Below are 23,047 nucleotides of genomic sequence, written 5' to 3' on the forward strand. Positions count from 1 at the left end.
TCTCGTAACGGCCGGAATCGGCTTGCTGGACCACCCTTGACACCCCGAAAGGTCTAGGCCAAGCTCCACGTTACTGGTCTACACCACTAGTGGCCAGGTCCCGAGCCCTGTGTGCACCAGCGTCGTACGCAGATCACCGCCGAGGGCGTGGGGGGCAAGTGGCATCCCTGAGGAGGGTGGCGTGAAGCGCAAGCTCGCTGCCGCGATCGGAATCGCGGGCATGATGGTCTCCGTTGCTGCGTGCGGCGGGAGCAGCGGCAAGGACAGCGGCAAGGACGCGGGACCGGACAGCTGGAAGGGCCAGACCCTCACCGTCTGGACCATGGACGGCTCCGCGCCCCCGCAGTGGAGCAAGGACGTCCAGGCCGCCTTCGAGAAGAAGACGGGCGCCAAGCTTAAGTTCGAGATCCAGAAGTGGGACGGGATCCAGCAGAAGATCACCACCGCCCTCTCCGAGAACAACCCGCCCGACGTCCTGGAGGTCGGCAACACCCAGACCCCCGCCTACGCGGCCACCGGCGGCCTCGCCGACCTCTCCGACGTCAAGAAGGAGATCGGCGCCGACTGGACGCCGTCGGTCTCGCAGTCCTCCGTCTACGACGGCAAGCAGTACGCCGCCCCCTGGTACTTCGCCAACCGCGTCGTCATCTACAACAAGGCGGTCTGGGCGAAGGCCGGCATCAAGGACACGCCGAAGACCCGGGACGAGTTCTTCAAGGACCTGGACGCCATCGGCAAGAAGACCGACGCCGAGCCCCTCTACCTCCCCGGCCAGAACTGGTACTTCCTCGACGGTCTGATCATCGGCCAGGGCGGCGACCTGGTGAAGAAGCAGGGCAGCAAGTACGTCTCCAACCTGGCCGACCCGAAGGTCGCCGCCGCCATGGAGATCTACAAGAAGTACGCCTCCTACTCCAAGGCCCCCAAGGACAAGGACGAGGCCACCCCCCAGCAGGCCACCGTCTTCGCCAAGGGCAAGACCGGCGCCTTCATCGGCATGGGCTGGGAGGCCGCCACCGCCGTCCAGGCCGACAAGTCCATCGAGAAGGACCTCGGCTACTTCACCATCCCCGGCGCCGGCGCCGACAAGCCCGAGGGTGTCTTCCTCGGCGGCTCCAACCTGGCCGTCGCCCAGAACAGCAAGCACCAGTCCCTGGCCAAGGAGTTCCTGAAGACCGCCCTGTCCGACCAGTACGAGGGCGAACTGGCCAAGCTCAGCGGCATCGTGCCGAACAAGACGTCCCTGGAGGGCAACGTCAAGGGCAACCCGGCCGCCGAAGCGGCCGCGCCCGCCGCCGCGGGCGGTGGCACCACCCCGCTGATCCCCGAATGGGCCGCGGTCGAGAACACCCCGAACCCGATCAAGTCGTACATGACCGCGGTCCTGAACGGCAAGGACCCCGCGGCGGCGGCCAAGGACGTCGAGTCCGAGATCGACAAGCGCCTGGCCCAGCAGAACTAGCCCCGCGCCGGGGGCGCCGCACCGGGCGCCCCCGGCACCGTCGTTCGTACGGCCGGTTCGGCCATGGAAGAGATGACACCTCATGTCAGTGCAGACCCCAGGCACGGACACGGCCGCGGAGCCCGCTGTCCGCAAGGCCCGGATACCGGGGCCGCCGCGCGGTGCGGACCCTGACTCCGGGGCCCCGTCCCGGCGCACCGCCGCCCCCTATCTCCTGCTGCTGCCCGCGCTGCTGGCCACCCTGATCCTGCTCGGCTGGCCCCTGGTGAAGAACGGCTTGCTGTCGTTCCAGAACCTCAACCCGCGCCAGCTCATCCAGCACCTCACCGAGTGGAACGGGATCGACAACTACAAGGAGGTCCTGACCGGTTCGGACTTCTGGCACGTCGTCGAGCGCTCGGTGGTCTTCACCGCGATCAACGTCCTCCTGATCATGGCACTCGGCACCCTGGTCGGGCTGCTGCTCGCCCGCCTCGGCAAGAAGATGCGGCTGCTGCTGATGATCGGCCTCGTCCTCGCCTGGGCGATGCCCACCCTCGCCGCCACCACCGTCTACCAGTGGCTGTTCGCCCAGCGCTTCGGCGTCGTCAACTGGGTCCTGGACAAGCTCGGCTGGCACTCCATGGCCGACTACAACTGGTTCGGCACCCAGACCTCCACCTTCTCCGTGGTCATCCTGCTGATCGTGTGGATGTCCATCCCCTTCGTGGCCATCAACCTCTACGCCGCCACCACCACGATCCCCAAGGAGCTGTACGAGGCCGCCGCCCTCGACGGCGCCGGCGCCTGGAAGAGCTTCACCTCGGTGACCTTCCCGTTCCTGCGGCCCTTCCTGTACTCCACGACCTTCCTCGAGGTCATCTGGGTCTTCAAGGCCTTCCCGCAGATCTTCGCCATCAACGCGGGCGGCCCGGACCACCTCACCGAGACGCTGCCGATCTACGCCTACGTCCAGGGCGTCGGCAACCAGCACTTCGGCGTCGGCGCGGCCATCTCGTTCCTGACCATCCTGGTGCTGCTCGTCATCACCTCGTACTACCTGCGCATGGTGCTCAAGCAAGAGGAGGACGACGAGCTGTGAAGCGCTCGCTCTTCGGCCGCATCTGGCCCAACGCGACGGCCGTCATCCTCTTCGCCGGCTTCGTGTTCCCCGTCTACTGGATGTTCGTCACGGCCTTCAAACCGACCGGCGACATCATCTCCGAGAACCCGGTGTGGTTCCCGACGCACCTCACCTTCGGCCACTTCAGGACGGCCGTCGACGCGGACAACTTCTGGACGCTGGTCGGCAACTCGGTGACGGTGACCCTCAGCTCGGTGCTGCTGTCCCTCGTCATCGCCCTGTTCGCCGCCTTCGCCCTCGCCCGGCTGCGGTTCAAGGGCCGACGCGCCTTCATCGTCACGTTCATGCTGGCGCAGATGGCTCCCTGGGAAGTCATGATCATCGCCATCTACATGATCGTCCGCGATGCCGACATGCTGGACAGCCTCGTCCCGCTCACCGTCTTCTACACCGTCATGGTGCTGCCCCTGACCGTCCTGACGCTGCGCGGCTACGTCGCCGCCGTGCCGAAGGAGCTGGAGGAGTCCGCCATGGTCGACGGCTGCACCCGCACCCAGGCCTTCGTCAAGGTCATCTTCCCGCTGCTCGCGCCCGGTCTGATGGCGACCTCGCTGTTCGGCTTCATCACCGCATGGAACGAGTTCCCGCTCGTCCTGATCCTCAACAAGGCCAACGAGAAGCAGACCCTGCCGCTGTGGCTGTCGCAGTTCCAGACGGCCTTCGGCGACGACTGGGGCGCCACCATGGCCGCCTCGTCGCTGTTCGCGCTGCCCATCCTGATCCTCTTCATCTTCCTGCAACGCAAGGCTGTCAGCGGTCTGACCGACGGCGCCGTGAAGGGATGACCCCGCCGATGACCACACTCGCCACCGGCCGCCCCGACACCCTCACCCGGGACGCTCTCGCGGTGCTGCAGCCGGGGTTCGACGGCACCACCGCGCCGGACTGGGTGCGCCGCCGCCTCGGTGAGGGCCTCGCCTCCGTCGCCCTGTTCGGCCGCAACGTCGTCAGCGAGGGGCAAGTGACCGCCCTGACCGCGCAGTTGCGTGCCGAGCGGGACGACCTGCTCGTCGCCATCGACGAGGAGAGCGGCGACGTCACCCGGCTCGACGTGCGCACCGGGTCCTCCTTCCCCGGCAACCACGCCCTCGGCGCCGTCGACGACCCCGCCCTCACCCGCGCCGTCTCCCGCGAACTGGGCCGGCGCCTGGCCGCCTGCGGCGTCAACTTCGACTGGGCGCCCTCCGCCGACGTCAACGCCAACGCCGACAACCCCGTCATCGGAGTGCGCTCCTTCGGCGCGAGCACCGACCTGGTCGCCCGGCACACCGCCGCCTGGGTCGAGGGACTGCAGTCCACCGGCGTCGCCGCCTGCACCAAGCACTTCCCCGGTCACGGCGACACCAACGTCGACTCCCACCACGCCGTCCCCCGCATCGACGCCGACGCCGACACCCTCCACGCCCGCGAACTGCCCCCCTTCCGCGCCGCGATCGCCGCCGGAACCCGGGCGATCATGAGCGCGCACATCCTCGTCCCGGCCCTCGACCCCGACCGGCCCGGCACTCTCTCCTCGCGCGTCCTCACCGACCTGCTGCGCGGCGAACTCGGCTACCAGGGCCTGATCGTCACCGACGGCATGGAGATGCGCGCGATCTCCGGCACCTACGGCCTGGAGAACGGCGTGGTCCTCGCCATCGCGGCCGGCGCCGACGCCATCTGCGTCGGCGGCGGACTGTGCGACGAGGGTACGGTGCTGAAGCTGCGGGACGCGCTGGTCGCCGCCGTACGCTCCGGCGAACTGCCCGAGGAGCGGCTCGCCGACGCCGCCGCCCGGGTGCGCGAACTGGCCCGCTGGACGGCCGGGGCCCGCGACGCCGGCGCGGCCACCGCACCCGACCCCGCGATCGGCCTGATCGCGGCCCGCCGCGCCCTGCGCCTGACCCGCACCCGTGCCGCCGTGCCGCTCGACACCGCCGTCTTCGTCGCCCAGTTCGAGCCGGCCCGCAACATCGCCGTCGGCGACCAGACCCCCTGGGGCCCGGCCGCCGAGTTGCGACGCCTGCTGCCCGGCACCACCACCGGCGCCTTCACCGGCGACGGCGCCGCCACCGAGGTGCTCGCCGCCGCCGACGGCCGCCGGATCGTCGCCGTGGTCCGCGACGAGCACCGGCACCCCTGGATGGGCGCCGCGCTCGGTACCCTGCTCACCGCCCGCCCCGACACCGTCGTCGTGGAGATGGGCCTGCCCCAGGCCGCCCCGCGCGGCGCCCTGCACATCGCCACCTACGGCGCCGCCCGCGTCTGCGGGGTGGCGGCGGCCGAGGCCGTCGTCGCCGGCTGACCGAAGCGGCCGCCCACGGCCGCCCGCCACCCGCGGGCGGCCCGCTCGATCTTGCTCTTTTCCCGGATCCCGACCGCACGTGCTCGCACTTGTTCGTCCTTGTTGTCCAGAGGAATCGCATGCAGACGCCCCACCCCTATCTCCACCGCGCCGCCTCCCACCGCCCCTACTTCAGCGCCGACGGCGAGACCTACCTCGCCCCCACCCCCCTGCGGGACCTGAAGAAGGACCACGCCCTGCGGGTGCTCTCCGCAGAGGACTTCGCCTTCTGGCAGACGTACGGCTACGTCGTCGTCCGCGAGGCCGTCACCCCCGACGAGGCGGGGCGACTCCTCGACTTCGCCTGGCACTTCCAGGGCCTCGACCCCGACGACCCCGAATCCTGGTACCGGGAGCCGGAGTTCCGCTCCGAACTCGACCAGCACCTGTTCATCTACGGATTCGTCGAGGCCTACCACCACCAGCTGATGTGGGACAGCCGCCAGAGCCGGCGCGTCTACGACGCCTTCGTGGACGTCTGGGACTGCGAGGAGCTGTGGGTCACCCTGGACCGGCTCAACCTCAACCCGCCCAACACGCACACCCGTTCCCGCTCCCTGATCGAGCCCACCGACGAGGGCTTCGACATCGAACTGCACTGGGACGTCGACACCACCCTCGCCGTGCTCCCGCAGCGCGTGCAGGGCATCCTCGCCCTCGGCGACACCCGGCCCGAACTCGGCGGCTTCCAGTGCGCCCCGGAACTCTTCCGCCGCTTCGAGGAATGGCGCGTGGCCCAGCCCGCCGGCCGCGACCCCGTCCGCCCCGGCACCGACCGCGCCGAGTTCCCGGTGATCCGCCCCGACCTCCAGGCCGGTGACCTGCTGATCTTCAACGGCCTGCTGGCGCACGGCGTCGCGCCGAACCTCTCTGACAACGGTGTCCGAGCCGTCCAGTACCTGTCGATGATGCCCGCCCTGGAGGAGCACACCACCCTGCGCGACTCCCGCGTGCACTCCTGGCGCACCCTCGCCACCCCCGACTGGAACGCCACCCTCCTCGGCGACGCCCGCGAACCCGAGGCCCACCGCTACGGGCCCGCCGCCCTCACCCCCCTCGGCAGAAGACTCCTCGGTCTGGACTCCTGGACCGCGAGCGCGGAAGAGGCACAGTGAACCGCGTCTGCCTCTGCCTGCCCACCAACCGGGCCTGCTCCGCCACCATCACCGCGATCCATGCCGAGGCCGCCTACGCGGCGGCGCGCTTCGACGCCGACGTCCAGCTGCTGATCCTCGACTCCTCCGACCCGGGCACCCGTGCCGGACACGCCCGGACCGTCGCGGAACTCCACCCGGCGCCCGGCGTCAGCGTCCACCACCTCGACGAGTCCGGGCAGCGCGCCTTCCTCTCCCGGACGATCGAGCGCGCCGGACTGCCCGACCCCGCCCGGCTGCTCGCCCTGATGCTCCCGCCCGCCGTCTCCTACGGCGCCTGCACCAACCGCGCCTTCCTGCTCGCCGCCGCCCTAGGCTGCGACTCGCTGCACCGCAGGGACTCCGACAGCGCCTACCAACTCCACGCCGGCCAACCGGTGTTCCCGGTCCACCACGAGCTGCCGTTCCTCGGCCGGCCGGCCCACGAGGCCACCGCGGCGGTCACCCGCACCGACCTCACCCCTCAGCGGCTGCCCCGCCCGGTCTCCCTCGCCGGAGCCTCCTTCATCGGCGAACTCTCCGTCGACATCGGGGAGATACGGCGGCTGGACGAGGGCGTCTACCACGACGTGGTGAGCCTGTGGGCACCCGGCGACTGGTCCGAGGAACGCAGACGGGACCTGGTGGCCGAGTCCTTCACGGGCGCGGGCACGGCACCCTTCACCGCCGACCGCGCCACGCTCACCGTGGTCGACCCGATGCGCGTCGACATGTGCAACATCGCCTTCGACCGGCACGTCTACGAACGCGTCCCGCTGCCACCCGCCACCGACACCATCGGCAGCGACTACTTCCTCCTCCACCTGGTCCACGACGCCGGCCTGCCCGGCATCCTGCACAACCGGCACATCGAGAACTTCCACACCCCCCACCGCCGTACCTCCACCGGCTTCCCGGCCTACCAGCGCCGGTTCGTGAAGTTCCTGCTGTCGATGCTCTACTTCCACGACGTCTACGACCGCATGGCGACCGAGGGCGCCGCACTGCTGGACGAGCGGCACCGGGTGCGCGGGGCCCGGATCGTGCAGTTACTGCGGGACAGCACCGCCCTGGACCGCACCGAGAACGTGTGGCGCCTGGACCGCCTGGAGACGGCGTACCGGAAACTCGGCGGCCGTTACGAGGCGTTCGCCCGCCAACTGACCGGCGAACGGGACCGGTTGCTGGACGAAGCCGAGTCGGACACAGCGGCGTACGCCGACCTGATCGAAGCATGGCCGGCACTGGTCGAAGCGGCACGCTCATGACGGACCCGAACCGGGGCGGCCCCAAGGGACGCGGGGAACTGCACACATGCCCACGCACCCCGTCAGGCGCGCTCGCCGACACCGACCGCATCATCTACGACCTCACCGGCATCGAGACCCAGTACGAGAAGCTCCGCACCGAACTCCCCGACGCCGACATCCGCTTCGCCCTCAAAGCCTGCCCCGTCGACGACGTCCTGCGCTGCCTGAGCGCGGCAGGCTCCGGCTTCGACGCCGCCGGCCCCGCCGAGATCGCCCAGGCCCTCGCCGCCGGCGCGCACCCGGACCGCATCCACTACGGCAACACCATCAAGTCCGACCACGACATCGCCGAAGCCCACCGCCTCGGCGTGCGCACCTTCGCCACCGACAGCGTCGAGGACGTCACCGCCATCGCCGCGCACGCGCCCCGCGCCCGGGTGTTCTGCCGCCTCGCCACCAGCGGGGAGGGCGCCCTGTGGGGCCTGAACCGCAAGTTCGGCTGCACCCCCGAGGACGCCGTCCGCGTGCTGGAGACCGCCCGCGCGCACGGGCTCACCCCGGCCGGGCTGTCCGTGCACGTCGGCTCCCAGCAGATGACCTGCGAGGCCTGGCAGCAGGCGCTCGACACCCTCGCCGGGACCCTGACCGCGCTGGCCCGGCGGGGAATCGTGCTTGACCACGTCAACCTCGGCGGCGGCCTGCCCGCCCTCGGCTACCAGGACCGCCACGGCAACCGGCTCGACCCGCCCCTCGACAAGATCCTCACCGTGCTCCGCGAGGGCATGGACCGGCTGCGCGCCCTGGCCGCCCCCGCCCCGCTCGCGTTCGTCATGGAACCTGGCCGCCACCTGGTCGCCGACCACGGCACCGTCCGCGCCCACGTCTCCCGCCTGACCCGCCGCCGGCAGCCGGACGGCACGGACGCGTACTGGCTCTACCTCAGCTGCGGCAAGTTCAACGGGCTCTACGAGATGGACCAGTTGATGCACCGCTTGGTCTTCCCCGGCCACTCGGACGAGACGGACCACGTCCCCGCGATCGTCGCCGGGCCCACCTGCGACAGCGACGACGCCTACGGCGGCGGCCGGCACCCGGTGCGCGTCCCCGCCTCCCTCACCTCCGGCGACCCGGTCCGGATCCTGTCCGCCGGCGCCTACGCCACCAGCTACATGACCCAGGGCTTCAACGGCGTCCGTCCGCTGCCCTGTGTCTGCGTGCGCGGCCAGGAAGGACACCACTGACATGCCAGACCTCGTACGGGAGGTCACCGACACCGACTGGCCCGAGGTCGCGGCCCTGGAGGCCGCGGCGTACGCCGGCACGCCGCTCACGGAGGGCGAGGCCGCGCTGCGCTCCCGGGCCGCGGCGGGCACCTGCCTCGTCCTGGACCGGGGCGGCCGGCTCGCGGGCTACGTCCTCGCCCTGCCCTACCCGAGATTCCACTACCCCGACCTGGGCCGCCCCGAGCCGCCGGCCCACCGCGCCGCCCCCCGTCCGTCCAACCTCCACCTGCACGACCTCGTCATCGCACCGCCCCTGCGCCGGCGCGGACTCGGCACGCGCCTGGTCCGGCGGCTGACCGACCTGGCCCGGGACCGCGGCTTCGAGACCGTCTCGCTGGTCGCGGTCGACGGCAAGGAGCCCTTCTGGCGGGCCAACGGCTACCGCCCCCACCCCGAGGCGCCCCCGCCGGCCGGCTACGGCGGCGGCGCGGTCTACATGTCGGTGCGGCTGGCCGCGCTGCGGGAGGCGAGCTGATGACGGCCCCCTGCGCCCCCTCCTTCCGGCGCGCCAAGTGGTCTGTCGCCGCGCTCTTCTGCTTCCTCGGCTTCCAGTACGGCACCTGGGTCTCCCGCCTTCCCGCGCTGAAGACCCGGCTGGACCTGGGAGCCGGGGAGGTCGGCCTGCTGCTGATGGCCTGCGGCGCCGGGGCGGCGGCCTCCTTCCCGCTGGTCGCGGTGCTGATGCGGCGCCTCGGTTCCCGGCGGCTGTCCCTGGTCTCGGCCGCCGCGCTGATCGCCGTACTGGCCGCCCTGTCCGCCGTACCGGACTACCCGTCGGCGCTGACGGCGGCGTGCGCGGACGGTGTCGCGGTCGGCTGCCTCAACGTCGCCATGAACGCGCAGGGCGCGGCACTGGAGAAGGCGTACGAGCGCACCGCGATGTCCCAGCTGCACGCCGCCTTCAGCGCGGGCCTGCTCGCCGCGGCCCTGCTGACCTCGGGCGTGACCACGCTGACGGCGTCCGTCCCGGCCCATTTCGCCGTCGCCGGCGCCCTGTTGCTGCTGCTGCTCGCCGCGGCCCGCCCCGCCCTGCTGACCCACACGGGGCCGGAGCGCGCCGCCGGGCCGAAGCGGGACCGCCGCCTGGCCCTGCCCTCCGCCACGACCCTCCTCATGGGCTGTGCCATGGCCTTCGGCACGATCACCGAGGGCGCCATGAACGACTGGTCGACGCTCTATCTGAAGGACGCCGTCAGGGCGCCGGCGGCGGTCGCGCCCCTGGGCATCGCGGTCGTCTCCGTGATGATGCTGCTGGCCCGGGTGTGCGCGGACCGCTGGCGCACCCGCTGGGGCGACGGCCGGGTGGTCCGGGCCGGCAGCGCGGTGGCCGGGCTCGGCCTGGCCACCGCGCTGCTCGCGGGCGGGGTGGTGCCCACCCTGCTCGGCTTCGCCTGCGTCGGGCTCGGGGCGGCGGCCGTCACCCCGTGCGTGTACGTCGCGGCCGCCGAGCACGGCTCGGACGCGCTGACCCTGGTCGCGGCGATGGGCACGACCGGCCTGCTGGGCGGCCCCGCCCTGATCGGGTTCGTCGCGAGCGCGGCGAACCTGACCCTGGGCATGGCCACGGTGGCCGCCTCGGCCCTGATCGTCACCCTGACGGCGATCCGGATCCCGTGGCGGCCCCGGGTCACCGCGCCGCTACACCCGGCGCCGGTCGGCCGGCGTCCGTGACGCGGACTCCGCCTCCGGCGACACGGTGCTCACCCGTGTGCCGGCGGCGGTGCCGAGGACCTGATCGCCGTACAGGTCCTGCAGCCAGTTGGACTGGTAGACGGTGTCGAGGTAGCGCTCGCCGAGGTCCGGTGCGATCGCCACCGCGGTGACGCCGGACCCGCCGTGCTCGGCCAGCCAGTCGGCCGCGCCGCTGACCACCGTTCCGGTGGAGCCGCCGAACAGGAAACCGCGTCTGGCCATGCGGTGGCACATCCGGATGGTGTCCGGCTCCTCCACCCGGATCACCTCGTCCACGTAGGACTCGTCGAGCAGCGGCGGGCGCATGCTCATGCCGAGGCCCGGGATCATCCGGCGGCCCGGCTCGCCGCCGAACGCCACCGAGCCCGCCGCGTCCACCGCGACGATCCGCACCGGGCGGTGCCACTGGCGGAAGTAGCGGGCGCACCCCATCAGGGTCCCGGTGGTGCCCGCCCCCACGAAGAGGACGTCCAGCTCCGGGAACCGGCGGGCGATCTCCGGGCCCGTCGTACGGTAGTGCGCCAGCCAGTTGCCGGCGTTGGTGTACTGGCTGAGCCAGACGTACCGGTCGTCGTTGGCGCACAGCGTACGGACGTACTCGATCCGTGTGCCGAGGAAACCCCCGTTGGAGTCCTGGTCGGCCACCACGTGCACCTCGCTGCCGAGCGCCTCCATCAGGAGCCGGGTCGACAGGTTGCAGCGGGAGTCTGTCACACACAGGAACCGGTAGCCCTTGCTGGCGGCGATCACGCTGAGCGCGACGCCCAGGTTCCCGGACGAGGACTCGACGAGGACGGAGTCCGCCGTCAGGACTCCGTCCCGCTCGGCGCTCTCCACCATCTCGTTCGCGGCCTTCAACTTGATGGATCCGGCGAAGTTGAAGGCCTCGCACTTCAGGTAGAGCGGGCAGCCGCAGATCGACTCCAGGTCGACGAAGAGGTCACCCTCGTTGAAGGCGTAGGGAGCGGTAATGACAGGCACGGCGGGCCTCCTGGTGCCGGGCCGAGACGACGGCCTCAGCCGTACCGGCGCAGTTCGTGGAAGAAGTCATCGATGAACCGGAGTTCGCCCGACCGGTACACCTCGTCGTAGACGTACTTGCCGACGGCGAGGTCGAGGACGCCGAGTCCGAAGGGCGAGAAGATCACCGGCCGGTCGGCCGGGGGCGCGGCCCGCCCGGACATGACGTCGTCGAGGGTCCCGCTGAGGAAGTCACGGTCTCCGGTGAGCTGTTCGGCCAGATGGGGGGATGTGTCCGCCTTCAGGCAGTGCTCGACGTCGTCGACGAAGTTGGCCGAGCCGAGCAGGATCTCCGGGGCGAGGTCGCGCAGCGAGACGTGCAGGACCAGCGGGTTGTGGCCGAACCACGCCGGGTCGGTGACATGGGGCCGGCCGGCGATGGTGGCGAAGACCACCAGGTCGCTGGAGCGGACCAGGCCCTCGGCGCTGTCGTGGACGGTGACCCGCGCCGTGGCCCCGCTCTGCCGCAGGTAGCCGCGGAAGCCGTCGGCGCTCTCGGCGGACACGTCGTGCACGCCGATCGTCTCGAAGGCCCAGCCCGTGCCCCGCAGGAAGGTGTGGACGTAGCGGGCGATCAGCCCGGTACCGAAGAACCCGACGCGGGTGGGCCTGCCCCGGCCGCGGCTGAGCCAGTCGGCCGCCAGCGCCGCGGAGGCCGCGGTCCTGGTGGCGCTGATGATCGAGCTTTCCAGGCAGGCGAACGGGTAACCCGTGTCGTGGTCGTTGAGGATGAGCACCGCGGAGGCGCGCGGCAGCCCGGCGCTGACGTTGTCCGGGAAGCTGGAGATCCACTTCAGCCCGTCCACGGGGGCCGGCCCGCCGATGGAGGCCGGCAGCGCGATGATCCGCGCCGTGGGACGGTCCGGGAAGCGCAGGAAGTACGAGGGCGGGTTGACCGAGTCGCCCGCGCCGTGCAGCCGGTAGACGGCCTCGACCAGCTCCACGAGCTGCCTCTCGCGCCCGCTCAGCGCCCGCTGCACCTGCTCCCCGGTGATCACCGCGAACGTCGGCGGGGCGGCCCGCTCGGGCACGGCCTGCCGGGACGGGGTCGACAGCACGTCCGTCATCGCTCGCCCGCCTCTCCGCCCAGGGCGTGGCCGGCCAGGCGCAGGGGCTCGCCCATGCCGACCAGGATCCGCCGCTCGCCGGTGAACGCCTCCCGGCTGTGCGCGGTGGAGATGTTGTCCACGAGCAGCAGGTCACCGGGCTGCCAGGGGTCGCGCCGGGTGTGTGCCTCGTAGACGCGGTTGATCTCCTGGACGACGTCCTCGCCGATCGCAGTGCCGTCGCCGTAGCGGGTGTTGAACGGCAGCCCGTCCGCGCCGTACTCGTCGACCAGGTACTCGCGCACCTCCGGGGCGAGCGTCCACTCGTTGAGGAAGGCGATCTGGTTGAACCAGCAGCGCCGGCCCGTGACCGGGTGCCGCACGACGGCGCCGCGGCGCTGCTCGGTGTGCAGGGTCCCGCCGGGCCGCCAGGTGCAGTCGATGCCGTTCGCCCGGCAGTAGCGCTCGATCTCGGCGCGGTCGGAGGTGCCGAAGGACTCCGCCAGGCTCGCCCCGATCTCGTCGTTGTAGGTGCGGGTCAGGATCCACCCCTGCCGCTCGAAGCGTTCGGTGAGCGAGGTGGGCAGCGCCTTGAGGACCTGCTCGGCATCGGCCACCGCCGTCGCCCCGCCCTGCTCGGGCGCGGTCAGGCAGGCGAACAGCAGCAGGCCGGGCACCTGGAGCGGGTAGCTCAGCTCGTGGTGCATGCACATCGGCTGGTTGGCCGGCCAGGGAGTGGAGGAGTACAGACCCGGGCCGAGGGCCTCACGGGGGGCGAACGCCTCCCGCTCCGTCATGAGACCGCCGGACAGCCGCGCGAAGACGGCGGCGGCCTGGTCGCTGTCCCGCAGGCCCAGACCGCGGACGACCACCGCCCCGTGCTCGGTGACCTGCGCGCGCAGCGCCTCGCGGTGCTCGGCCGCCCACGTCGGGGCGTCGTCTGGGGGATCGACGCACAGCAGCGCCGGCTTGTCCGGCCGCAGCTCGACGTCGAGCGGTGATGCCAGGGATGAGGACGGCATCTTCGGTTTCCTTTCGGTCGACCGCCTGGGGCGCGAAGGTTGGGGAGATGGAGCAGGGGATGAGACGAGGGTGGGACAGCGGATGGGACAGGGGCGGGACAGGGGAAGGGGTCAGGGGGCGGGCAGGGGGGTGACGGCGCTCAGCACGGCATGCGCCGCCTCGGCCGGACGGGTGCGCGGGAAGTGGTGGCCCCCGTCGGCGAGTTCATGGAGATCGACGTGCTCGGCCAGGAGCAGCCAGTCCCGGTGGGCCCGGGCGTGGCCGGCGGTGTGCGGGTCGTCGGCGGCGACGACCACCGAGACCGGCGCGGACAGCTTCACCGCCGGCGGGTTGCGCAGGGCCTCGCCGAAGTAGCGGTGCGCGGCGAGGCAGTCGTGCCGGTAGGCGGCCGCGAGGTGCGCGGCATGCCGAGCGCTGAGTTCCGCCAGTTCCTCGTAGCCGCCGTCCGCGGCCAGCTGTCCCGCGATCTCGGCGTCGTCGAGGCCCGTCAGTTCGGCGGCGGCCGCCTGCCGCTCGGAGGCGGTGCCGAGCAGATGCGCGCCGACGAAGACCCGCGTCACCTGCACGCCGTGGTCCTGAAGCCTGCGGGCGGTCTCGACGGCGGGCGCCGCGCCCGAGGAGTGGCCCCAGAGCGTGACCCGGGTCAGACCGCGCGCCGTGATCTCGGCGACCACCCGCTCGGCGATCTGCTCGACCGACGCCAGCGGCTCCGGGGGGGCGGCCGGCTGATGGCCGGGCGGGTCCACGGCGAGGACCGCGGTCCCGGTGCCGGCCAGCGCACTCGCCAGCGGCTGGTAGTTGACCGCGTTGCCGCCCGCGTACGGGAAGCACACCAGTGTGCACCGCGGCGTCCCGCCTCCGTCGGACAACGGCACCAGCAGGTCCGGGCGCTGGCGGGCCGTGCCGTCGAGCAGGGCGGCCAGGTCGGCGAGCACGGGGTGGCGCGTGATGTCCTTCAGGGACACCGCGCGGTCGAGCGCGACGGTGAGTTTGACCGCGGTCAGGGACGTGCCGCCGAGGGCGAAGAAGTCGTCCGTGCGGCCGATGCGCCGCTCGTCCAGCCCCAGCAGCTCGGCCCAGGCCGCCGCCAGCCGCCGTTCGGCCGGACCGAGCGGCGCGCGGCCGGCGCCCCCTTCCGCTGCCGCGTCCGGCGCCGACTCCTGCGCCAGTTCGGTCAGGGCCTTGCGGTCGATCTTGCCGTTGGCCGTCAGCGGCAGCTTCTGACGCCAGTGGAAGGCGGCGGGGACCATGTACCCGGGCAGCGCCGCGCCGAGCGCCTCGCGCAGCGCCTCCGGCGGCCGGCTCGTGCCGGTGTAGAAGGCGATCAGATGCCTGCCGTCGGCCCGTTCGGCGACGACCACCGCGCCGTCGCGTACCCCGTCCACCCGCAGCAGGCAGTTCTCGATCTCGCCGATCTCGATCCGGAATCCGCGGATCTTCACCTGGTTGTCGCGGCGGCCCAGGAACTCCAGCTTGCCGTCGGGGTGCCAGCGCCCCCAGTCGCCTCCCAGGTAGAGCCGCTCACCGGGCCGGTACGGGTCCGTCCGGTACGCCTCACGGGTGCGTTCCGGGTCGTTGACGTACCCCCGGCCCACACAGACCCCGGCGAACGCGATGAGCCCCGGCGCGCCCAGCGGCACCAGCGACAGGTTCTCGTCCACGACGTAGACGCGGACGTTGCCGACGGCCCGCCCCAGCAGAACCCGGTCCGGCACCGCCCGCAGCAGCTCGTGGTTGGTGTCGTCGGACGTCTCCGTCAGCCCGTAGGCGTTCAGCAGCCCGATCCCCGGCTGGACGGCGAACCAGCGCTGGACCAGTTCCCGTTTCAGCGCCTCGCCGGTCACCGACACGCACCGCAGGTCCGGCAGGGCGCGCGGGCGCTGCTCCAGATACGAGATGACGACCTCCAGATAGGAGGGCACCACCTGCGCCACGCCGACCCGGCCGCGCTCCAGCGTGTCGACGAACCGCTCCACGTCCGTGATCACCTCCTGCTCGACCAGCAGCGTCCGCCCGCCGGCCAGCAGCGGGGCCATGAGCTGCCACAGGGAGATGTCGAAGCACTGCGGTGCCGTCTGCGCCACCACGCAGCCCTCGTCGATCCCCAGGTCGTCGATCTTGGCGTGGAGATGGTTGAGCATGCCCGCGTGTTCGCACATCGCGCCCTTCGGCTCGCCGGTGGAGCCGGAGGTGAAGTAGATGTAGGCGAGCCGGCCGGGCTCGATCGCCAGACCCGGGTCGGTGTCGTCGTGCGGTTCCGCGTACGCCGCGTCGACCAGCAGCCGCTCCACGTCCGGCAGTGTGGCCAGCGCCTGGTCGAGGCCGGCGGTGCTGCCGGACTCGGTCAGGACCAGCCGGCACCCCGCGCGCGACAACGTTGCCGCGATCCGGCCGGCCGGGAAGTGCGGCTCGATCGGCAGGTAGGCGCCGCCCGCCTTGAACACCGCCAGCATCGCCGCCAACCAGTCGAGACCGCGCTCGGTGACGACGGCGACCACGTCCTCCGGGCCCAGACCGCGCGCCAGCAGCGCTCGCGCCAGCCTGTTCGCGCGCCGGTTGAGTTCGTCGTACGTCCACTGCCGCTCGCCGTGCACGGCCGCCACCGCCTGCGGATGCGCCCGTACCCGCTGCTCGAACAGCTCGTGCGCGCGGGCGTCGGGCAGCGGCCGGCAGGGCCCGGCCAGGCCGTCCAGCTGCTCGCGTTCCTCCTCGGCCGACACCAGGCTCCGCCGCGTGTGGTCGGCGTCCGGGTCCGTCGTCATCAACCGCAGCGCCGTGACGTGGTAGCCGCCGATCCGGGCCGCCGCCGCCGCGTCCAGCACGTCCGTGCGGTACCGCACGAGCAGCGTGGTCCGCCCGCCTCGGTCGCACCAGCGCACGTGCAGGACACCGTCGTCGGCGTGGGCCTCGTCCGCTCCCAGGGGGCCGAACACGACCTCGTACGGCGGCTCCGTCAGCCCCAGCTCCCACCGCAGCTTCTCCACCGGGAACTCCCGGTGCGCCAGTACCTCCGCCTCGGCGTGCTCGGCGGCCGACAGCAGGTCCTGCCAGGTCCCCGGCGCGACGGCCAGCCGGCAGGGCAGCGGCTCGCCGCGCACACCGGTGGTGTACCCGGTGACCACCTCCGGCTCGCCGGACAGGGCGGCCAGCACCTTGGCGTGCGCGGCGAGCAGCAGCGCGCTGAGCGGGACCGCCCGCCGCCGGACCAGGCCGCGCATCGCCTCCGCCACGTCGTCCGGCACCGGCGTCTCGTGCTCGGCCGCCTTCCCGACCGCTGGACCGACCGCTGCCCCGGCCGGCTGCCGGACCCACCGCGGCACGGTCGTGACACCGCCGGCGGTCAGTACCCGGCTCCAGAACTCCCGGTCAGCTTCCTCGCGCGTTCCCATCGAATGGCCTTCCTCAACTCGCGTCCGCCGCAGGGGCGTTGACTGTCGGCGTGGTCCGGTCGGCGGCACGGGACCGGCCGCCGTCGTCCGGCATGGCCACGGCGGGATTGCCGCCCCACCGCGCGTCCGGGGGGACTTCCTCCCCCTTCATGAGGAAGGAGTCGGCCGCCAGCGCCGAGCCGTCGCCCATGGTCACGCCGTAGTGCACGTGGGCGGCGACGCCCAGCGTGCAGCCGGCGCCCAGCGTGGTGACGTCGGCCTTGTAGGTGCCGTCCTCCTGCGAGTGGCACTGGATCTTGCACCCCGCGTTGAGGGTGCACTCGTCCCCGATGACGGCGAGCGTCCTGTCGGTCACGTAGCAGCCGTCGTCGAACACCCTGCGGCCGACGCGGACGCCCAGCAGGCGCCAGACGAGGCTCTTGAAGGGGGTCCCGTTGAAGATGTTGAGGTAGTGGTCCGGAACCTTCCACACACGCTCGACCAGCCAGAACCTCGGGTCGTAGATGGAGCACAGGTCGGGACGGAGCCTGCGGAAGGACAGCAGGCAGCGCTCCACCAGGATGTAGTACGCCGTGGACAGCACGAGGGTCACCGCCAGATACGAGGCGATGACCAGCTCCCCCAGCATGCCGTACAGGTCCACGGTGGCGAGGGCGAGCAGGGTGAGCCCGAAGGTGTGCAGCCAGCGCACGCACAGCATCAGGGCCATGGACCGCAGGTTGTAGCGGTTCTTCGCGGCGAGCAGGCGGCGCTGGGAGTCGCCCGTCCTGAGGTGGTCGAACCGCGCGTCACGGTCCACGGAGCGGGGGATCTCGAAGCACGGCGAGCCGAGGAGCCCCACGCCTTCGCGGACCTCGCCGTCCAGGGGGACCATCACCTTCGTCGCGAGCAGGCAGTTCTCGCCGGTTCTGCCGCCCGCGGGATAGGCGATGTTGTTGCCGAGGAAGCTGCGCGGCCCGATCGACACCCGGGACACCCGGAAGGACGTGCTGGAGTAGTCCGCGTTGAGCACGGACAGCCCGTCGGCCACCATCGTTCCGCTGCCGACGGACACCAGGAACGGCGACTCGTGCTGCACCTCGGTGCCGAAGTTGGACCCCGTCTGCTCCACCTTCGACAGGTCGTAGCCCAGTCCGCGCAGGTAGGGGACGATGTACGAGCTGTCGCCGAAGAGCCAGGCGAAGAACTTGATGTTCGTCAGGCGCGCCGTCGCCTGGTGCGCCGCGTAGTGGAACCCGTACAGCGGATAGACCCGGTCGGGCTTGACGGCGAGCCGCAGCACTCGCGGAACGGTGTACAGCGCGGCGAGGCCCAGCACGACGAAGCCGAAGAACAGGGCCGCCGAGACGACCAGCGCGTCGGTGACCAGTTCCGTCGGGGTCAGTACGGTCGTGTCCGGGTCGATCCGCTTGCCGATCGCCGGTACCGCGGTGGACAGCATGTACATCCCGCCGACGGCCAGGGGGATGTACACGAAGAGCAGTTGCAGCAGCGTCGCGCAGCCGAACCAGGCCCGGCGCAGGGTGCCGCAGCCGGCCGGGGCGATCCGGACGTAGTCGACCCCGGTGGGCTCGGCCGGCGATCCGTGCCAGCGCGCGCCGGCCGGGACCGTCTGGCCGCGGTGCAGGGCGGAGGCATGGCCGAGCTGGGCGCCGTCGCCCATCGAGGTGTCGATGTCGAGCACCGTCTTCTCGCCGACGAACACGTCGCGTCCCAGCGTGATCCGGCCGGTCTGGACGCGGCCCGCGAAGGCCCGGTAACCGAGGAGGAACGCGTCCTTGCGGACCACCGTGCCCGAGCCGATCGTCAGCAGGTCGGTGCAGACGGGCACGGAGTGGGACAGGATCGTGACGCCCTTGCCGATCCGCGCGCCGAGGGCCCGCAGGTACAGCGGGTACAGCGGGGTCCCGACGAGGAAGACCATCGGATTCGCGTGCAGCAGCGCCTTGACGAGCCAGAAGCGCAGATACGCAAGGCCCCAGACGGGGAACTCGACCGGCTTCCAGCGGCCGACGAGCAGCCACTTCGCGACGACCGGGAACGCGCACAGCACGAGGAACCCGGTTCCCCCGAACACCATCGACCGCAGATAGATCGCGGCGAGGTCGTCGCCGTCGGCGATCCACTCGTACCCCGCGGCGGTGACGAAGCCGGAGACGAGGGAGTAGGCCAGGAACACCAGCAACTGGGCCGTACCGCACAGGACATGCCGCAGCCGCGGGTTCCCGCGCGGCGCCGCGGCCGGCGCGGGCGGGGGAGCCGGTGCCGACGGATCGGGCGCCGCGGGGGCGGGCGCGGGAGCCGCCGCATCGAGAGCCGCCGCCAGGCCACGGATCGTGGAGTGCCGGTAGACGTCCTTCATGGACGGGGACGGCAGGTCCGGGCGCTTGCGTAACCGCGCGCAGAACTGGGCCATGACCAGGGAGTTGGCTCCGAGGTCGGTGAAGAAGTGGCTGTCGGCCGGGACGCGCTCGGCACCCAGGACGTCGGCCAGTACCCGCGCGAACTCCCGCTCGGTCTCCGATCCGTCCCGGTCGGTGCCGACCAGGGCGACAGCGGCTTCTTGCGGCCCTGTTATGGGGACGGAGGACTGCTCCACCATGCGATCTCCTGGAGAGCGTGGACTGTGGCCCGGTGACGGACCGGCAGCTCCAGTCTGTTCAGGCGCAGATCAGGCCGCTACTCGTCCCCCCGCCCGCCCCGGCCGCCGACACCCCCGCCGGGAGGCGTCCCGCCCCGGTAACCCCTTGGTTCCAGGCGGGACGGGGACATCGGGGGATCACCCGTACAGCGGTCCCCCGGACGGCGCGCCCCTGTGCGGCGGCGCTCGCGGGTGCCGCCCCCGGCAGGGCATCGAGCACACTGGGGTGGTCGGTCCGCTCCCAGGCCGGGACGAGGGAGGCGGGGACATGTGCGCCGAGGCGGCGGGGGAGTCCGGGGAGCGGTCCGGTCCGCGTCCCCGCGGGGTCTCGTCGATGAGCGACGTGCCGTATCTGATCAATTCGCGGAACTACTCGGAACCGGAGGCCGGGTCCCTCACGGAGACTGGACGAAGCGCGGATCGACTTCATCCGGGGACGCAGCCGCGCGGCGCTCGGGTCGATCGACGATACGCTGCCCGGGCTGGACGCGTCGACGCGCGCGTACCGTGACGCGGTCGCCTTCCGCCTGCTGGTCCCGGCCATGCTGGGGCAGGGTGACGAGTCGCTGCCGGCGGAGGGGGGACGGACGCGTTCCGGAGGGTTCGAGGCGCTCGACGTCATGGGCCTGTGCCTGCGGGGGAACGAGCGCTGGCGCGCCGGAGACCTCATCCAGGGACTGTGGCTGAACCAGTGCGCGTACGAACAGGCCCGGGGCGTCGCCCCGATCTGGCGGTTCTACGCCGGGCATGCCTACCTGGGGCATGCCCCCGGGGGCAAGCACTCGGCGAGCAGGCCGACGACGTCGCGCCAGGCGCGCTGCGCGTGCCGTGGGTGGTAGCCGACGCCGGGGACGGTGGGGTGGTCGACCGGCGGGTGGTGGAAGGCGTGCAAGGCGCCGCCGTAGACCGCGAGGCGCCAGTCGACGCCCGCGGCCTGCATCTCAGCGGTGAACGCGTTCCGTTGCGCGGGCGGCATGATCGGGTCTTCCGACCCGACCCCGGCCCACACCGGGCAGCGGATGCGCGCCGCCTCTCCCGGTCGGCCCGTGGTCAGTGCGTTGACTGTGCCGATCGCGCGCAGGCCGACGCCATCACGCCCGAGTTCCAGTCCGATGGCGCCCCCGGTGCCGTAACCGACGGCGGCGATCCGGTCGGGGTCGGTCCGCGGTTCGGCGCGCAACACGTCGAGCGCCGCATGGCCGATGCCCCGCATCCGGTCGGGATCAGCGAGGAGTGGCATGCAACGGGCCAGCATCTCCTCGGGGTCACCCAAATAGCGCCCACCGTGAAGGTCGAAGGCCAGCGCTACATACCCCAGCTCGGCGAGAGCATCGGCCCGGCGGCGCTCGACGTCGCTGAGCCCCATGCCCTCCGGTCCGAGCAGCACCGCGGGCCGGCGGTCGACGCCGGCCGGGAGCGCGAGGTGCCCGATCATCGTCAAACCGTCGGCCGGGTACTCGACCGTACGCGTCGTAATCGTCGTCATGAGACTGGACTGTAGTGATCGTCAAGCCCGGTCCGGCCGGTGTTCTTCCGCTGGCAGAACAGCGCGGGTGTCCCTCTGTTGGAGGCGGCGGTTCAGGCGGCCTGGCCGAGACCGGCGGCGATCAGGTCCTGCTCGCGCAGCGGTGTGGAGTCGACGTCGAGTTTCGGGTCGTACGCCTTGGGCCGGATGCCGAGTTCGTGGGTGCTCTACTCGCCGATTGCTGACATGCTCGGCGTGTCCGGTTCGACGGTGTACGGGCACCTCGACAAGGCCAAGACCGTGCCCCGCCAGCCCAAGAAGACCGCGTCCAGGCACCCCGCCGCCCACCACGACGTGGGCAAAACCGTCAAACGCCCCGCGACGCCGGGCCGGTGTCTTGGACGTATATCCAGCACAACCGCCGCCGTGGCGGCCGCCCCCGCAACCACGGCCTTCGCGATACCCCTAGGCCATGAAGGCATGGCGGTACCCCCCTCCCCCGCCCGAACGACCTGCCAGTGCAGGCCGGTCTCGCCATCGAAGGCACAGCTCCTGAGAGACAACAAGAGGCCTTTGAGAAAGGGCCGTTCATTGAACAAGCGGGTCGCCAAGGCGACGCAGACCAGCCCGCCAGACGCGTGCACCGCTTCACTGACGCCGGCTCAAGCATGCCACGCCCGGGTCTGGGTGGTCCCGGATGGCGCAGTGCAGTGGGGGTGTCGCGAACACTCTCCGACACTGCATGCGCAGGACGACGGCAACTCCAGTGTGGGCCGACGAAGTGACGGCTCGCCCGTCAGTCCGTGGTTCAGCCCGCCACTCTCACCTGACTGAGTACGGCGACGTGCTCACCCTCTGGCGTGGGGCGTCTTGCGCATCCTCACCCCGCCGACGATGAGCGCCAGTCCCACGGCGAAGATGCCGAGGTAGGCGGTGGACGGAAGGTCGACCAATTTGTGCATCCAGCCCCACTCCGTGCCGAAGAGGGTCTGTGACGCGAAGCTGACGAGCCCCTGGGCTCCTAGGACGTAGCCGATGCTTTCGGCGGTGTATCCGATGGTGGTTCGCACGGGTCAAATCTTTCGCGGCGGTGCCGCGAGATCGTCCTCCACAGGGCCGAAAAGGCAGTAGTCCAAAAGATGCAGTCGCGTGCGGTTCCAGTCCTCGTGGCCGAGATCCGACTGCCGTGTCACGGCTCAACCGATCGTCGCGCGGCGCGGCACCGATCACCTCGGTGGCCTCGGCCTCGATCAGCTCCCGCAGGAGGCGCTCGCACACCACCCTGACTGCCTCAGCTCCGTCGGCCCGACGTAGTGACTCAAGCAGCCGCATCAGCTCGGACTGGGACAAGGCCATCGCGCGCTCCTCCGGTCGAACTGCCCGTTCACCAGGAGACTTGCGCGATGGACTGCCCTTGTTCAGGGAGCATGCGCCGCCGGCGGATGCACGCCCCGGACAGACACCCGCGCGTTCCGGGGCCCTGCCCGCTGCACCACTTCACGCGATGCGATCCGGTCGACCTGGACCGGTGAGTAGTCGACCGCCATCACCTCGATGCCGGCGCGGGCGAGGCAGGCGGCGTTCTCGCCTTCGGCCGGTCCGGGGTCGAGCGCGGTCCTGGGCCGGCCGAGGAGTTCGGCACCACAGGCCGACGATTCGGTCGTACATCTCCCGTGCGATGTGCCGGACTTGAGCGAAGACGTCCAGCTGGATCCACTCGTTGCGGCGATTGCGGATCGTGGTGGCGGAGCAGGTGGGATCCGCCTTTGCGCCAGGAGGTCGGCCACGGTGTGGCCGCCAACAGGGGTTACCGCACGCCGAGTTCGACGGTGGGCTCGGGCACTGGCGCGAACAGCGGCGAATGGTTGTGGGGGATCTGCGGCGGGATCCCGCCCGTCAGGAGGTCTGCATCGGCGAACGCGGCCGGGTCGAGTCCGCCGAACGCCCAGTACACGGAGGGGGCGGCGAGTGCCGTGCCGAAAGCGCTGAAGTCCTCGCTGCCCGTGAGAGGTTGTTCGAGGTCGATGACGCGGTCCGGTCCGAGGGCCGAGCGGAACGCGACTGGGACGGCGGCGGTGGCCTCGGCGTCGTTCACAGTCACCGGGAAGCCGTTGATGACGGAGATGTCCGGCTCCCTCGGTGCCGCGGAAGCGGCCCGGCCGCTTCGGCACGGACGATCCACTCGACCGCGTCCAGC

At 71.6% G+C, this 23,047-nt stretch carries 17 protein-coding genes and 2 pseudogenes; 9 read left to right on the forward strand and 10 right to left on the reverse strand.

Annotation, left to right across the window (positions count from 1 at the left end; translation table 11 throughout):
• Positions 1-181 precede the first annotated feature (181 nt).
• From ACZ60X_RS04885 to ACZ60X_RS04925, 9 genes are all read left to right on the forward strand, one after another.
• Positions 182-1,462, forward strand: a complete 1,281-nt coding sequence (locus ACZ60X_RS04885) for an extracellular solute-binding protein (protein WP_469593349.1) — start codon at positions 182-184, stop codon at positions 1,460-1,462.
• Between the two features lie 82 nt (positions 1,463-1,544).
• Positions 1,545-2,543: a carbohydrate ABC transporter permease gene (locus ACZ60X_RS04890; RefSeq protein WP_469593351.1), complete on the forward strand. Its 999-nt coding sequence runs from the start codon at positions 1,545-1,547 to the stop codon at positions 2,541-2,543.
• Positions 2,540-3,370 carry a carbohydrate ABC transporter permease gene (locus tag ACZ60X_RS04895; RefSeq protein WP_469593353.1) on the forward strand — a complete coding sequence of 277 codons (831 nt, stop codon included), beginning with the start codon at positions 2,540-2,542 and terminating at the stop codon, positions 3,368-3,370. The genes ACZ60X_RS04890 and ACZ60X_RS04895 overlap by 4 nt, the downstream gene beginning before the upstream one ends.
• 8 nt (positions 3,371-3,378) lie before the next feature.
• On the forward strand, positions 3,379-4,869 hold the full coding sequence (locus ACZ60X_RS04900; protein WP_469593355.1) for a glycoside hydrolase family 3 protein: 1,491 nt from the start codon (positions 3,379-3,381) through the stop codon (positions 4,867-4,869).
• A 119-nt stretch (positions 4,870-4,988) separates the two neighbouring features.
• The gene (locus ACZ60X_RS04905) at positions 4,989-6,023 is read left to right on the forward strand and encodes a phytanoyl-CoA dioxygenase family protein (protein ID WP_469593357.1); all 1,035 of its coding nucleotides are present in this window, start codon (positions 4,989-4,991) and stop codon (positions 6,021-6,023) included.
• Positions 6,020-7,309 carry a DUF6271 family protein gene (locus ACZ60X_RS04910; RefSeq protein WP_469593359.1) on the forward strand — a complete coding sequence of 430 codons (1,290 nt, stop codon included), beginning with the start codon at positions 6,020-6,022 and terminating at the stop codon, positions 7,307-7,309. The genes ACZ60X_RS04905 and ACZ60X_RS04910 overlap by 4 nt, the downstream gene beginning before the upstream one ends.
• Positions 7,306-8,532, forward strand: coding sequence for a type III PLP-dependent enzyme (locus tag ACZ60X_RS04915; RefSeq protein ID WP_469593361.1), 1,227 nt, complete (start codon positions 7,306-7,308; stop codon positions 8,530-8,532). Before ACZ60X_RS04910 ends, ACZ60X_RS04915 begins: the two co-directional genes overlap by 4 nt.
• Position 8,533: 1 nt before the next feature.
• Positions 8,534-9,049, forward strand: a complete 516-nt coding sequence (locus ACZ60X_RS04920; RefSeq protein WP_469593364.1) for a GNAT family N-acetyltransferase — start codon at positions 8,534-8,536, stop codon at positions 9,047-9,049.
• The gene (locus ACZ60X_RS04925; protein WP_469593366.1) at positions 9,049-10,245 is read left to right on the forward strand and encodes an MFS transporter; all 1,197 of its coding nucleotides are present in this window, start codon (positions 9,049-9,051) and stop codon (positions 10,243-10,245) included. The genes ACZ60X_RS04920 and ACZ60X_RS04925 overlap by 1 nt, the downstream gene beginning before the upstream one ends.
• Here the strand turns inward: ACZ60X_RS04925 and sbnA are convergent.
• The 10 genes and pseudogenes from sbnA to ACZ60X_RS04975 form a co-directional block, all read right to left on the reverse strand.
• On the reverse strand, positions 10,213-11,247 hold the full coding sequence (gene sbnA / locus ACZ60X_RS04930) for a 2,3-diaminopropionate biosynthesis protein SbnA (RefSeq protein WP_469593368.1): 1,035 nt from the start codon (positions 11,245-11,247) through the stop codon (positions 10,213-10,215). The two genes, ACZ60X_RS04925 and sbnA, sit on opposite strands and share 33 nt — an antisense overlap.
• 35 nt (positions 11,248-11,282) lie before the next feature.
• A complete protein-coding gene (gene sbnB, locus ACZ60X_RS04935; protein ID WP_469593370.1) occupies positions 11,283-12,353 on the reverse strand; it encodes a 2,3-diaminopropionate biosynthesis protein SbnB in 1,071 nt (356 codons plus the stop codon).
• Positions 12,350-13,354 (reverse strand): TauD/TfdA family dioxygenase, encoded by a 1,005-nt coding sequence (locus ACZ60X_RS04940; RefSeq protein WP_469593372.1) that lies wholly within the window; start codon positions 13,352-13,354, stop codon positions 12,350-12,352. The genes sbnB and ACZ60X_RS04940 overlap by 4 nt, the downstream gene beginning before the upstream one ends.
• Positions 13,355-13,465: 111 nt before the next feature.
• Positions 13,466-16,744 carry a non-ribosomal peptide synthetase gene (locus tag ACZ60X_RS04945; protein ID WP_469593374.1) on the reverse strand — a complete coding sequence of 1,093 codons (3,279 nt, stop codon included), beginning with the start codon at positions 16,742-16,744 and terminating at the stop codon, positions 13,466-13,468.
• 13 nt (positions 16,745-16,757) lie between these two features.
• On the reverse strand, positions 16,758-19,346 hold the full coding sequence (locus tag ACZ60X_RS04950) for a Pls/PosA family non-ribosomal peptide synthetase (RefSeq protein ID WP_469593376.1): 2,589 nt from the start codon (positions 19,344-19,346) through the stop codon (positions 16,758-16,760).
• 790 nt (positions 19,347-20,136) lie between these two features.
• Complete coding sequence (locus ACZ60X_RS04955; RefSeq protein ID WP_469593378.1) at positions 20,137-20,871, reverse strand: dienelactone hydrolase family protein; 735 nt, start codon at positions 20,869-20,871, stop codon at positions 20,137-20,139.
• Positions 20,872-21,698: 827 nt separating this feature from the next.
• Positions 21,699-21,920: a hypothetical protein gene (locus tag ACZ60X_RS04960; protein ID WP_469594441.1), complete on the reverse strand. Its 222-nt coding sequence runs from the start codon at positions 21,918-21,920 to the stop codon at positions 21,699-21,701.
• A gap of 136 nt (positions 21,921-22,056) precedes the next feature.
• A pseudogene (locus tag ACZ60X_RS04965) lies at positions 22,057-22,206 on the reverse strand (IS256 family transposase); the annotation flags it as partial.
• 288 nt (positions 22,207-22,494) lie between these two features.
• Positions 22,495-22,620 (reverse strand): annotated as a pseudogene (locus tag ACZ60X_RS04970) (IS5/IS1182 family transposase); the annotation flags it as partial.
• 37 nt (positions 22,621-22,657) lie between these two features.
• Positions 22,658-22,951, reverse strand: a complete 294-nt coding sequence (locus tag ACZ60X_RS04975) for a hypothetical protein (RefSeq protein WP_469593380.1) — start codon at positions 22,949-22,951, stop codon at positions 22,658-22,660.
• Positions 22,952-23,047: the final 96 nt, after the last annotated feature.

This window comes from Streptomyces sp. NPDC104106, from assembly GCF_055584345.1.